Source organism: Williamsia muralis (assembly GCF_051487485.1).
Classification (GTDB): Bacteria; Actinomycetota; Actinomycetes; order Mycobacteriales; family Mycobacteriaceae; genus Williamsia; species Williamsia muralis_B.
This window is the reverse complement of record NZ_JAHVCV010000005.1, coordinates 228,374-241,199: the sequence shown is the minus strand read 5'-3', so window position 1 is coordinate 241,199 and position 12,826 is coordinate 228,374. Positions and strand designations below refer to the sequence as shown.

Genomic DNA, 12,826 nt, shown 5'->3' with positions numbered 1-12,826 from the left:
CGTAGGCCGGGGCGGTCATCTCACGCCGGGATGACCGCTCCGATCTCGGCAGCGGCCTCGTCTCCGTACGCGCCCGCAATGCGTGCCAACGCTGACTCGCGGTTCCACGTCCAGTCTTGCGGCGCAATGGTTTCCAGCACCAGAACGGCCACCATCGAACCGAGCTGAGCGCTGCGCTCATGACTCAGACCCGCTGCGTTGCCCACGAGGAACCCGGCCCGGAAGCCGTCGCCGACACCGGTCGGATCGACCTTCTCGGTCTCGGGCACCACCGGCACGTGGGTGCGTGTTCCGTCGGCCTCGACGATCTCGGCACCACCGCTGCCCAGCGTGGTGACACGCAGGCCGACCATCTCGGCGACCTGGGCATCACTGAGCCCGGCCTTCTGACGTAGCAGGCCCCACTCGTACTCGTTGGTGAACAGGTAGGTGGCCCCGTCGATGAGTTCGCGTACCTGTTCGCCGTCGAGTCGCGCGAGTTGCTGCGAGGGGTCGGCGGCAAACGGTATGCCCAGCTCACGGCATTCCTGACTGTGCACGATCATCCCCTCGGGATCATCGGCACCGATCAGGACCAGCTCGGGCTTGCCGAACTCCTCGGCGAGCCGGGCAAGCGAGATCTGGCGGGATTCACTCATCGCTCCGGCGTAGAAACTGGCCAACTGGGCCATCTCATCGTCGGTGGTGCACATGAAGCGTGCCGTGTGGGCTGTCTCCGAGACGCGGACACCGCGCGTGTCCACACCGTTGTCCTCCAGGAACTTGCGGTAGTCGTCGAAGTCGCTGCCCACCGACCCCACGAGCAACGGCGAACCACCCAGGACACCCATCGCATACGAGATGTTCCCGGCGACACCGCCGCGCCGGATGATGAGTTCCTCGACCAGGAAGCTGAGAGAGATGTGGTCAAGATGTTCGGAAAGCAGCTGCTCGGAGAACTTCCCCTGAAAACGCATCAAATGATCTGTTGCGATCGATCCACAAATGGCAATGGCCACGAAAACGAGCCTTTCTGTTCACCCGGTGATGGGGCTAACGCTACATACGCCCACAGACGAAGCAGGGCATACCCCGAATCCGTCGAAAGTATGGGAGGGCGCCTCCGGCCCGGCCGGTAATGACAACTGCCGAGACAGGACAACGGCCGCATCCGAGTGATCGGATGCGGCCGTTGCCGAGAGCCAGAGCCCCGTCGGGGCTGGGCGTCAGTTGAACGAGTCGCCGCAGGCGCAGCTGCCGGTCGCGTTCGGGTTGTCGATGGTGAAGCCCTGCTTCTCGATGGTGTCGACGAAGTCGATGCTCGCGCCCATGACGTACGGCGCGCTCATCCGGTCGACGGCCAGTCCGACGCCGTCGAACTCGACAACCAGGTCGCCGTCGAGATTGCGGTCGTCGAAGTAGAGCTGGTAGCGCAGGCCTGCGCAGCCACCGGGCTGAACCGCGATGCGCAGCATGAGCTCTTCGCGACCTTCCTGCTCGCGCAGGGCCTTGGCCTTCGCGGCAGCGGCATCGGTCAGAATCACACCGTGGGCAGGCGCTTCGGTCTCGGTCTGCACAGCGGTCTCATTCGATGCGGTCATGGATTCTCCTCAGTGTGCGGGGCGTAGGCGTGCGATCGGCACAGTTGCCAGGTATCGGATGCGAACTTCCAACGCCTATAACCGTACTCCTGTCCCACCTATTCCCGCGTCACGCGGGCGGGCGAAAGCGCCGGTCACCACTCCTCGGCGACGTGCCGCGCGAGTCGGCGCAGCTGGTTGTCGGCGTCATCCATCGCGAGCTGGACCGATCCTGCGATGTCGACGATCGAGTCAGCCCTCGCGATGCCCGCCTCGGCGATCTGTGCGGGCGTGAGCGTCACCTGGCCTGCCAGCACAACTGTCGGGATACCTCGCCGACGCGCGGCGGTGGTGAGCGCCGCGACGACCTTGCCCTTGAGGGTTTGTTCGTCACACCGCCCCTCGCCGGTGATCACCAGGTCCACGTCGTCGATCAGTTGCTGTTGTCCGGTCGCCTCGGCGATCACGGTCGCCCCGGACACCCTCGTGGCCCCGAGCGCGATCAGCGCGGCGCCCAGTCCCCCGGCCGCACCTGCGCCTGCATCCTCGGTGATGTCGCGGCCGGTGAGACCATTGAGTGATGTGGCCCATTCGGCCATGCCTTCTTCCAGCAAGGAGACGGTCTGTGGGTCGGCGCCCTTCTGTGGCCCGAACACATGTGCCGCGCCACCTGGGCCCAGCAGCGGGTTCTCGACGTCCGAGGCAGCCACCAACGTGATCGACCTCAGCAAATGTGCGGCGCCGTCGAGACCGCCCAGCGCGTCGATCAGACCACGACCGCCATCGGTACTCGCGCTGCCACCCAGCCCCACAACGATCTCGGTGGCGCCTGCGGCCACCGCGGCGGCCACCAGCTGACCGACCCCGAACGTGTCCGCGGACAGCGCGGTCCGCGGAGTGGGGCCGCCTCCCAATTGGTGCAGCCCGCAGGCCTGCGCACATTCGACGTAGGCGGTCGCACGGTCTCCGCGACGATCCAGCAGCCAGTCAGCACGAACCGACGCTCCGAGTGGACCTGCGACTGTCTCGCTGCGGCGGTCACCGAACCGGCTGGCCAGGACATCGACGAATCCTGGTCCACCGTCGGACTGGGGCACCGATATCAACTCGTCGCCGGGACGTCCGAGCTTCCACCCGGCCGCGATGGCCTCGGCGGCCGCGACCGCTGTGAGGGTGTCACCGAAGGAGTCCGGGGCGATCAAAGCCTTCATGGAGGGAGTATAGGAACGACAAGCAGCTCCGGCAGCGCAGCGAAGACGCCGGCTGCCCCGGTGGCGGTTCTGATCGGCGGCGGGGAGTCCTGCACCACCCGGGGATCAGAACCGCCGCCGGGGAGATAATCTGACGGGGTGAAATTGCCCTGGAAGAAGGACGACGTCGAAGGCGACACCGTCGACACGACCGCCGGTGAGACAACGGTGGAAGAAACTGCGGGCAGTCGCAGGTACACCGAGGGCAAAGGTCGCCCGACTCCCAAGCGGCGTGATGCGCAGGGCAAGCGACGCGGACCGGTCAGCCCGGCCCCGCTGACCCGCGCCGAGGCACGGGCACGGAAGAAAGAACTCAAGGGGTCGAACGTCACCCTGACCAAGGCCGAGAAGAAGGACCAGGCCGACGCCCGCCGTCAGCAGCGCGCCGACCAGCGTCAGAAGATGATGGAAGGCGACGAGCGGTATCTGATGCCGCGCGACAAAGGCGAGGTGCGTCGTTACGCCCGCGACATCGTCGACTCCCGCCGGAACTTCGCCGGAATGTTCATGCCCTTCGCCATCCTGCTGATCATCGTCATGTTCGTGCCGGCCATCGCGGTGTACGCCACCTTGCTCATGCTCGTCTTCGTGATCTTCCTGGTGATCGACGGAGTGTTGCTGGGACGGATCTTGAACAATCGCGTCCGCGAGCGGTTCCCGAGTACCGAAGACGGCGGATTCAAGCTCGGCTGGTACGGATTCAGCCGCGCGATGCAGCTGCGGTTCATGCGGGCACCAAAACCGAGGGTCAAGCCGGGTGACGCGGTCTGAGCGACGATGCGCACTCTGATCCTTGGTGGAATTCGTTCAGGTAAATCAGCTTTCGGCGAAGGACTGCTCCCGGCAACCGGCGTCCGATACATCGCCACCGCGGCCGATCCGGCAACGGGCGACCCGCAGTGGTCACAGCGCATCGCCGCCCACCGGTCACGACGGCCGGCCGGTTGGCAGACAGTGGAGTCCGCCGACGTCGCCGGTCGACTCCGGTCAGACCCGGACATGGCGACTCTTGTCGACGATCTCGGTGGGTGGGTCAGCAGACAGATCGACGATGTGGGCGGCTGGGACGACGACAACTTCGACCTCTCCGACAAGATTGCCGAATTCGTCTCTGCGATAGAGGATTTCACCGGGGACCTGGTCATCATCAGTCCCGAGGTGGGCCTGTCCCTGGTGGCGCCCACGCCGGCGGGACGGCTGTTTCAGGATCAGCTGGGGCTTCTCAACAACGCCGTGGCAGCCACGTGTGACCGGACGGTCCTGGTCGTCGCGGGCAAGGTGCTCGAGATCGGCGGCCCGCAGCCGGCTGCCACCGGCGCTGTCATCGCGGCACCCGTCCCGGTCGAGGCATCAACAGGCGAAGACGCCGAGGCGGCACCGGCAACTCCACAGACCGAGGGGTCCGACGATCCCGGGCAGCACGCCGGCCTCGGCGCTGCGACGGAGTTCGAACTCCCCGAGCAATTCGACTTCATCGCCGCACCCGACCGTGACGCAGCCATTGCGGCCAGGGCACGACAGGGCGAACTGACCAAGCCCATCGGCTCACTCGGCCGGCTCGAAGAGATCGCAGTGTGGGTCGCTTCATGCCAAGGAGTCTGTCCCCCATCGACTTTCGGGCAACCGACGGTGGTTGTGTTCGCCAGCGACCACGGTGTCGCACGCGCCGGGGTGTCGGCGTACCCACCCGAGGTGACGGCACAGATGGTCGCCAACTTCACCGCCGGTGGAGCCGCGGTGAACGTGCTGGCCAGACTGCACGGTGCGAAGGTCAGGGTCGAGGATCTCGCGGTCGACGCCGAGACCCCCGAAGCCATCAGCCGGTTCAAGGTGCGGCGCAGCTCGGGAGACCTCACTGTCGAAGACGCTCTGACCACCGAGCAGACCCGCGCTGCCCTCGCCGCCGGGCGGGCCATCGCCGACCAAGAGATCGACAGTGGCGCCGACCTCCTGATCGCCGGCGAGATGGGTATCGGTAACACCACGCCAGCAACGATTCTCGTCGGTCTCCTGACCGACAACGAGCCCGTCGTGGTGGTCGGCCGTGGAACGGGCATCGACGACAACGGCTGGATCCGCAAGACTGCGGCGGTGCGCGACGGGATGCGTCGTGCGCGCCCCCACGGCAGGGTTCCCCTCGAGTTGTTGCGCACCGTGGCAGGCGCGGAGATCACCGCGATGGCGGGCTTCCTGGCCCAGGCTGCGTTACGCCGCACTCCTGTCATCCTCGATGGTCTTGTGGTAACAGCCGCTGCGCTGATCGCCAACGACATGGCGCCCGGCGCTCGCGAGTGGTGGTTGGCCGGGCATCGATCCGCCGAGCCCGCTCACAGCATCGCGCTCAAGCAGCTCGATCTCGAGCCGCTCCTCGACCTCTCGATGCGCCTCGGTGAAGGCAGTGGCGCTTTGACCGCCCTCCCGGTGGTGCAGTCTGCGGTGGCCACACTCGCCTCCATGGCCACTTTCGCCGAAGCCCAGGTCACCGGCGCACCGGAACCCACGCGCGCCGGTCGATGAGCCTTCGCCGCGCGCTGCGCGGTCCCCAGACCGCGCTGTCCTGGTTGACCATCCTGCCCGTGGCAGAACCACCGGGCCCGTTCGACCGCGCCTTGGGCGGCGCGGTGATCGGGTCCACTCCCCTGGTCGGTGCGGTCCTCGGCGGCATCGCCGCCACAGCCGCTTTCGGGCTGTCGTTCACCGCCCTACCAGCGTTGATGCTCGGTTTGTTGATCGTCGGGTTGTTGGCGGTCCTGACCCGGGGCATGCACCTCGATGGGCTGGCGGACACTGCCGACGGACTCGGCTGTTTCGGTCCGCCCGAGCGGGTTCACGAGGTGATGCACAGTGGCAGCACCGGCCCGTTCGGCGCGGCGACGCTGGTGGTGGTGCTGGCTGCACAGGCAACCGGATACGGCGCCCTCATCGAACAGGGAAACTGGGCCGCCATCGTCTTCGTGGTCTTCCTCAGTCGCGTGGCCCCGGTGATCGGATGCCGGATCACGTTGCACGCCACCGAGAAATCCAAGTTCGGTGCGTTGACCGCGGGCACGCAGCGGCTGACCATCCCGTTCTGGGTGATGGGGGCTGTGGTCGCCGGGTTCGCCATCGAGCCGGTACCGCCGATCCCCGGCGCGTTCACCGCCGTGGTGGCCGCGGCCTTCGCCTGGGCTTTCACCGCACACTGTTCCCGACGGTTCGACGGCGTGAACGGCGACGTTCTCGGCGCTCTCGTCGAGCTGAGCGCATTGATCGCCTTGTGCGGGATGTTGATCGGCTGACAGGCCGGACGCCGACCTCAGCCGTAGAGCTTGGTCATCCAGCCGTGCGTGTCGGCGAACGTCCCGCGCTGTATGCCGGTGAGGGTGTCGCGCAGGGCCATCGTCACCTTGCCCGGCTGGCCGTCGGCGATCGTGTAATCGTCGACGTCACCCTTGACGTGTCCGACCGGGGTGATCACCGCGGCGGTGCCACAGGCGAAGACCTCCGTGATCTCGCCCGATGCCACGCCTTTGCGTAGCTCCTCGACGCTGATCTTGCGTTCACTGACGTCGAACCCGGCGTCGGTCGCCAACTGCAGCAACGATTCCCGGGTGATTCCCGGCAACAAGGATCCTGACAGCTCCGGGGTCACGAGCTTGGCGTCGGCACCGGATCCGAACACGAAGAACAGGTTCATCCCACCCATCTCTTCGATGTGACGACGCTCGATGGCGTCGAGCCAGACCACCTGGTCGCATCCGTGCTCGGCGGCCTGTGCCTGTGCGAGCAGTGACGCCGCGTAATTGCCACCGAACTTGGCCGCGCCGGTACCGCCGGGCGCCGCCCGCACGTACTCGGTGGACAACCAGACACTCACCGGATGAACGCCGCGGGGGAAGTACGCACCGGCAGGCGACGCGATCAGCATGTACCGGTACTCGGTCGCGGGCCGCACGCCGAGACCGGGCTCGGTGGCGATCATGAACGGGCGCAGATAGAGCGATGACTCGCCTCCGGCTGCAGGCACCCACTCGTGATCCGCGGCCAGCAGGGCCTGCAGCGAGGCCATGAAGTCCTCGGTGCTCAGTTCAGGCATCGCCAGCCGACGCGCCGAACGCTGCATCCGCGCTGCGTTGGCGTCGGGCCGGAACGACGCGATCGTCCCGTCCGATTGCCGGTAGGCCTTGAGACCTTCGAAGATCTCTTGGGCGTAGTGCAGCACCATCGCCGACGGATCCAGGGCGATCGGGCCGTACGGGACGATGCTCGCGTCGTGCCAGCCCTTGTCCGCGCTGTAGTCGATGATCACCATGTGGTCGGTGAAATGCCTGCCGAATCCCGGGGCCTCCAGGATGTCGGCACGGCGCGACTGGGACACCGGCTGGGGATGCTCGGTCCGGACGAACTCCAAGGTCATCAGGCAATGGTAACGCTCACCCGCGAGCCGATTCCGACCCCCGATTCCGCGTGGCCCGACCAGCGCCTGTCCGTAGGCGAAACGGGTGGGGTCAGCCGGCGTTCGCGGTCACGAACGGCGGCAGCACCACCTCACACTCGAGAGCCCGCCCCCGGACATCGATCACCACGGTGTCGCCTTTGGCGACACCGGCGGCACTGTCGATGAGCGCCAGGGCAATTCCGGTCTTGAGCGTCGGAGAGAAGGTGCCCGACGTGCACACGCCGATCCGGTCACCGCCTGCCACCGACAACACGGGCAGGTCGGCACGGGGCACGCCGCGCCCAGTCGCTCGCAGACCCCACAGCCGCCGCACCGGGCCCGCCTCCTTCTCGGCCAACAGGGCGTCGCGGCCGAAGAACTCCGGCTTCTTCCATCCGACAGCCCAACTGCAGCGGGCCTGCAGTGGACTGATGTCGACCGACAGCTCGTGTCCGTGCAAGGGGTAACCCATCTCCGTGCGGAGGGTGTCGCGAGCTCCCAATCCGGCCGGCTGTCCGCCGGCCGCGACAACAGCGGACAGGAGGCCATCGAAGACCGCTGCGCTGTTGTCCCACGACGGCAGCAACTCGTAGCCTCGTTCACCGGTGTATCCGGTCCGGCACACCCGCACCGGATACCTCGCGTCTCCCACCGTCAACTCGGCGTCGGCGAACGACATGTAGTCCATCTCCGTGGGCACGCCCAGATCCGCGAGCACCTGCGCCGAGCGTGGACCCTGAACCGCGATGACACCGAAGTCGCGATGACGGTTCCGGACCTCGATCCCGTCGGGGGCAACGGCCGCGAGCGCCGCGACCACTGCAGCCGTGTTCGCGGCGTTCGGCACCATGAACACCTCGTCGTCGGACACCCAGTAGACGATCAGGTCGTCGATGACGCCGCCGGTTTCGTTGGTACACAACGTGTATTGGGCCTTGCCCGGCGCGATCTTGTTCAGATCGTTGGTGAGGGTGCGGTTGACGAACTCCGCGGCTCCCGGTCCGGTGACGGACGCCTTGCCGAGGTGACTGACGTCGAATATCCCGACCGCCTCACGCACGGCAGTGTGCTCGGCAACAGTGCCCGCATAGGACACCGGCATGTTCCAGCCGCCGAATGCCGCAAAACTCGCGCCCAGCGTGCGGTGCGATTCCTCGATCGGCCCGGCCAGCAATTCACCTTCGCTCATGGCGTTACGCTATCGCGCCCACGGCGGGCCCGGGAGCGAGGCGAACTAGGATCGACAATCGGGAAGCATGTCGGCTACGAGTGGGAGTGAAACGTGAGCAAGTCAAGCGCGAACCGTCGGCTGGGTCCGGAACTGTCTCTGGTTACCCAGATCGGCAAGGGCGACGACGTTCTGGTCATCGGATTGACGACCGCCGAGGACGACGGCACTCCCACGTTGGTGATCGGCGACGGACTGCTCGACGATGCGCAAGCAGGCGCAGTGGACTCCGCGCTGTCTGCGGTCGGGGCCACCGGCGCGGCCGGCCAGCTCAGCCGGATCCCGGCACCTCCCGGGCTCGGCGTCTCCTCTGTCCTCGCGGTGGGCCTGGGTGCCCCGGCCAAACTCGATGACAGCGAACACGTTCGACGGCAAGCAGGTGTTGCCGCCCGCAGCCTCGATGGGGTGGCCAGTGCGCTCACCACGCTGTCCACGATCGACCTGACCGCCGCCGCCCAGGGCTTTTTCCTCGGCGCCTACCGCTTCGACGAGTTCCGGTCGAAGGAGCCGGAGAAGTCCGGGGTCGCCGCGGTCAAGCTCCTGGTGCCCGCCGCGGACAAGCAGACCAAAAAAGATCTCGAGCGCGCCGAGGCCATCGCCACCGCCGTCGCAACCGCCCGCGACTTCGTCAACACCCCGCCGAGCCATCTCTATCCCGAGGAGTTCGCACAACGCGCCAAGGCCCTGGGGTCCGCCGCCGGCCTCAAGGTCGAGATCCTCGACGAGGCAGCGCTGGCCAAGGACGGCTACGGCGGCATCATCGGGGTCGGCCAGGGCAGCTCCCGGCCCCCGCGCCTGGTGCGGCTCACCCACACTGCGGGCCGCAAGGCGAAAACCGTTGCGCTCGTGGGCAAGGGCATCACCTTCGACACCGGTGGCATCTCGATCAAGCCGGCAGCCGGCATGGACCACATGACCTCCGACATGGGCGGAGCTGCGGCGATCGTGGCCACCACCATCCTCGCGGCCAAACTCGACGTCGGCGTCAACGTCATCGCCACCGTCCCGATGGCCGAGAACATGCCGTCCGGCACCGCCCAACGTCCCGGCGACGTCCTCACCCAGTACGGCGGCAAGACCGTCGAGGTGCTCAACACCGATGCCGAGGGCCGGCTCATCCTCGCCGACGCGATCGTGCGCGCGTGCGAGGACAACCCCGACTACCTCATCGACACCGCAACACTCACAGGGGCGCAGATGGTGGCCCTGGGGACACGCACACCCGGCGTGATGGGCACCGAGGAGTTCCGTGACCGTGTCGCGACGACCTCCCGCTCGGTGGGCGAATCCGGTTGGGCGATGCCGTTTCCCGAGGAATTGCGTTCAGATCTCGACTCCCGGGTCGCCGACCTGGCCAACATCACCAATCACCGCTGGGGCGGAATGCTCTCGGCCGGCGTGTTCCTGCGCGAGTTCGTCGCCGACGGAGTCGAGTGGGCCCACATCGACATCGCCGGACCTGCGTTCAACACCGGAGGCCCGTGGGGCTATACCGGTAAAGGCGGTACAGGCGTCCCCGTACGCACCATCTTCGCCATGCTCGAGGAGATCGCTGCCGAAGGGTAGAGCAAAAGGTAGGGTTTAGACCGGCGGTTCGGCCCACCAGGAAGTACCGCCACAACGCCGCGTCACCAACACCGGTGGCCCGGACTCAGACCGCAGACCGTACACCGGATCTCGAAATCGAGGAGTCGACAACGATGGCCTTCTCCGTCCAAATGCCCGCCCTGGGTGAAAGCGTCACCGAGGGCACAGTCACCAGGTGGCTCAAGGAGGAGGGTGACACGGTCGAGGCCGATGAACCGTTGCTCGAGGTGTCGACCGACAAGGTCGACACCGAGATCCCGGCCCCCGCCTCAGGTGTCCTGACAAAGATCGTCGCCCAAGAGGACGACGTGGTCGAGGTCGGCGGCGAGCTGGCCCAGATCGGCGAAGAGGGCGAATCTGCCGGAAGCTCCGACGACTCCGACTCCGACTCCGGCGATGCCGGTTCCGACGAGGCGCCCGCCGAGCAACAGGCGGAACCCGAACCAGAGCCTGAATCCGAACCCGAGCCGGCCAAGCCCGCCGCTTCGGGATCGGGTTCGAGCGAAGGCACCGACGTCACGATGCCCGAACTGGGTGAGTCCGTGACAGAGGGCACCGTGACGCGCTGGCTGAAAGAGGTCGGCGACTCGGTCGAGGCCGACGAGGCCCTCGTCGAGGTGTCCACCGACAAGGTCGACACCGAGATCCCATCGCCGGCGGCCGGCACCCTGCTCGAGATCGTCGCCCAGGAAGACGACGTGGTCGAGGTCGGCGGACGTCTGGCGGTCATCGGTTCAGCCGACGCCAAACCGTCCGCACCCGAGCCTGAGCCGGAACCCGAGGCGAAAGCCGAGCCGGAGCCCGAGCCGGAACCCGAGCCAGAGCCCGAGCCCGAGCCCGAGGCGAAGAAGCCCGAACCCGCACCGAAGTCCGAGCCCGCCGAGAAGCCGGCCCCTGCGTCCAGCGGTGGCGACAGCGGCTCGAGTCCATACGTGACGCCGCTGGTCCGCAAACTCGCGACCGAGAACGACGTCGACCTGAACTCGATCAAGGGCACCGGTGTCGGTGGCCGCATCCGCAAGCAGGATGTGCTCGCCGCCGCCGAGGCCGCGAAGACCCCGCCGGCAGCCGAGAAGTCCACCGAGCCCGCACCTGCGGCGCAGGCGTCTTCGTCCGCGGTCGCACCGCGTCCGGAGCTGGCCCAGCTGGTCGGTACCACTCAGAAGATCAACAGGATTCGCCAGATCACGGCCAAGAAGACCCGCGAGTCCCTGCAGGAGAGCGCTCAGCTCACGCAGGTCTTCGAGGTCGACATGACCAAGATCGTGACGCTACGCAAGGCGGCGAAGGAAGGCTTCAAGTCGAGCGAGGGCGTGAACCTCACGTTCCTGCCGTTCATCGCGAAGGCTGTTGTCGAGGCCCTCAAGGCTCATCCCAACGTTAACGCGTCGATCGACGAGGAAGCGAAGGAGATCACCTACTACTCGAAGGTGCATCTCGGTATCGCTGTGGACACCGAGCAGGGCCTGCTCTCGCCGGTGATCCACAACGCCGACGACCTCTCGATCGCCGGTCTGGCCCGGGCGATCGCCGACATCGCGAGCAGGGCGCGGAGCAACAAGCTCAAGCTCGACGACCTGACCGGTGGCACGTTCACCATCACCAACATCGGTAGCCAGGGCGCTTTGTTCGACACGCCGATCCTGGTTCCGCCGCAGGCCGCGATGCTGGGCACCGGCGCGATCGTCAAACGCCCGGTGGTGCTCACCGGAGCTGACGGTTCGGAATCGATCGCGGTGCGGTCGATGTCGTACCTGCCGCTGACCTACGACCACCGGTTGATCGACGGTGCCGACGCCGGACGCTTCCTCACCACGGTGAAGCATCGTCTGGAAGAAGCGGCGTTTGAGGCAGATCTCGGCCTCTAGCCGATGCGCATCGCCGTTGCGGGATCATCTGGTTTGATCGGCACGGCCCTGGTGGACAGTCTCACCGGGGCCGGCCACCAGGTGGTCCGTCTCGTCCGCAGACCGACGACCGCGCACAACGAGATCCATTGGCAGCCTGAATCTTTCGGTATAGACCCGAGTTCACTGCGCGGCACCGATGCCGTGGTCAACCTGTGTGGCCGGGGTATCGGCGACCGGCGCTGGTCCGGGCATGTCAAGCAGCAACTGCGAGACAGCCGGATCATCCCCACACAGGTGCTCGCCGATGCCGTGCGGGCCGCGCGGATACCGGTACTGGTGAATGCCAGCGCCACCGGCTACTACGGCGACACCGGGTCGACAGCGGTCACTGAGGAGAGCCCGTCTGGCACGGGTTTCTTGGCCGACCTAACCACCGACTGGGAAGCCGCCGCGATGTCGGCATCGGTGCCCGGCGAGCACCGCGTCACGCTGCTCAGGATCTCGCCCGTGATGTCGCCGACGGGCGGAATCCTCGGCAAGCTCCGACCTCTGTTCCGGCTGGGACTGGGCGCGAAGCTCGGTGACGGCCGTCAGTATCTCCCCTGGATCAGCCTCGTGGACGCTGTCCGCGCTATCGAGTTCGTGCTGGATCGGTCGATTGCCGGGCCGGTAAACGTCTGTGGCCCGGCGTCGGTGACGAACAACGAGTTCACCAAGACATTCGGTCGCACTCTGGGGCGCCCGGCTCCGTGGACGGTTCCCGGTTTTGCACTCAAGAGGGGTGCCGGTGAGATGGCCGAGGAAATGTTGTTGGGGGGCCAGAACGTTGTACCTGGTGTGCTGACCGGCAACGACTTCGACTATCGGCATCCGACCATCGCCTCGGCGCTGGCGTATGCCACCGGCCGCGACGGCCGAGGAGCGGCAGGATGAAG

General features: G+C 66.8%; 11 protein-coding genes. 6 read left to right on the top strand and 5 right to left on the bottom strand.

Annotation, left to right across the window (positions count from 1 at the left end):
- Positions 1-20: 20 nt before the first annotated feature.
- The 3 genes from KXR83_RS15405 to KXR83_RS15395 all read right to left on the bottom strand — a co-directional run bounded on the left by KXR83_RS15405 (position 21) and on the right by KXR83_RS15395 (position 2,770).
- Positions 21-998, bottom strand: coding sequence for a carbohydrate kinase family protein (locus tag KXR83_RS15405; protein ID WP_211339022.1), 978 nt, complete (start codon positions 996-998; stop codon positions 21-23).
- A gap of 207 nt (positions 999-1,205) precedes the next feature.
- A complete protein-coding gene (locus KXR83_RS15400) occupies positions 1,206-1,580 on the bottom strand; it encodes a HesB/IscA family protein (RefSeq protein ID WP_023953775.1) in 375 nt (124 codons plus the stop codon).
- Positions 1,581-1,714: 134 nt separating this feature from the next.
- On the bottom strand, positions 1,715-2,770 hold the full coding sequence (locus tag KXR83_RS15395) for a glycerate kinase family protein (protein WP_437425557.1): 1,056 nt from the start codon (positions 2,768-2,770) through the stop codon (positions 1,715-1,717).
- Positions 2,771-2,908: 138 nt separating this feature from the next.
- Between KXR83_RS15395 and KXR83_RS15390 the strand changes: the two genes are divergently transcribed.
- Genes KXR83_RS15390 through KXR83_RS15380 form a run of 3 tightly spaced genes read left to right on the top strand, consistent with a single transcriptional unit; the run spans position 2,909 to position 6,087 of the window.
- Positions 2,909-3,580, top strand: coding sequence for a DUF3043 domain-containing protein (locus KXR83_RS15390; protein ID WP_030171520.1), 672 nt, complete (start codon positions 2,909-2,911; stop codon positions 3,578-3,580).
- A 6-nt stretch (positions 3,581-3,586) separates the two neighbouring features.
- Positions 3,587-5,326, top strand: a complete 1,740-nt coding sequence (gene cobT, locus KXR83_RS15385; RefSeq protein ID WP_437425556.1) for a nicotinate-nucleotide--dimethylbenzimidazole phosphoribosyltransferase — start codon at positions 3,587-3,589, stop codon at positions 5,324-5,326.
- Positions 5,323-6,087, top strand: coding sequence for an adenosylcobinamide-GDP ribazoletransferase (locus KXR83_RS15380; RefSeq protein ID WP_437425555.1), 765 nt, complete (start codon positions 5,323-5,325; stop codon positions 6,085-6,087). The genes cobT and KXR83_RS15380 overlap by 4 nt, the downstream gene beginning before the upstream one ends.
- A gap of 17 nt (positions 6,088-6,104) precedes the next feature.
- Here the strand turns inward: KXR83_RS15380 and KXR83_RS15375 are convergent, their stop codons facing one another.
- Positions 6,105-7,205, bottom strand: coding sequence for a branched-chain amino acid aminotransferase (locus tag KXR83_RS15375; protein WP_099384299.1), 1,101 nt, complete (start codon positions 7,203-7,205; stop codon positions 6,105-6,107).
- Between the two features lie 91 nt (positions 7,206-7,296).
- Positions 7,297-8,415: a glycine cleavage system aminomethyltransferase GcvT gene (gene gcvT, locus KXR83_RS15370; protein WP_437425554.1), complete on the bottom strand. Its 1,119-nt coding sequence runs from the start codon at positions 8,413-8,415 to the stop codon at positions 7,297-7,299.
- 93 nt (positions 8,416-8,508) lie between these two features.
- On the opposite strand from gcvT, the gene KXR83_RS15365 reads away from it, so the two are divergent.
- The 3 genes from KXR83_RS15365 to KXR83_RS15355 all read left to right on the top strand — a co-directional run bounded on the left by KXR83_RS15365 (position 8,509) and on the right by KXR83_RS15355 (position 12,824).
- Positions 8,509-10,020 (top strand): leucyl aminopeptidase, encoded by a 1,512-nt coding sequence (locus KXR83_RS15365; protein ID WP_437425553.1) that lies wholly within the window; start codon positions 8,509-8,511, stop codon positions 10,018-10,020.
- A gap of 134 nt (positions 10,021-10,154) precedes the next feature.
- Positions 10,155-11,909 carry a 2-oxoglutarate dehydrogenase, E2 component, dihydrolipoamide succinyltransferase gene (gene sucB, locus KXR83_RS15360; protein ID WP_437425552.1) on the top strand — a complete coding sequence of 585 codons (1,755 nt, stop codon included), beginning with the start codon at positions 10,155-10,157 and terminating at the stop codon, positions 11,907-11,909.
- A 3-nt stretch (positions 11,910-11,912) separates the two neighbouring features.
- Positions 11,913-12,824 carry a TIGR01777 family oxidoreductase gene (locus tag KXR83_RS15355; protein ID WP_437425551.1) on the top strand — a complete coding sequence of 304 codons (912 nt, stop codon included), beginning with the start codon at positions 11,913-11,915 and terminating at the stop codon, positions 12,822-12,824.
- Positions 12,825-12,826 lie beyond the last annotated feature (2 nt).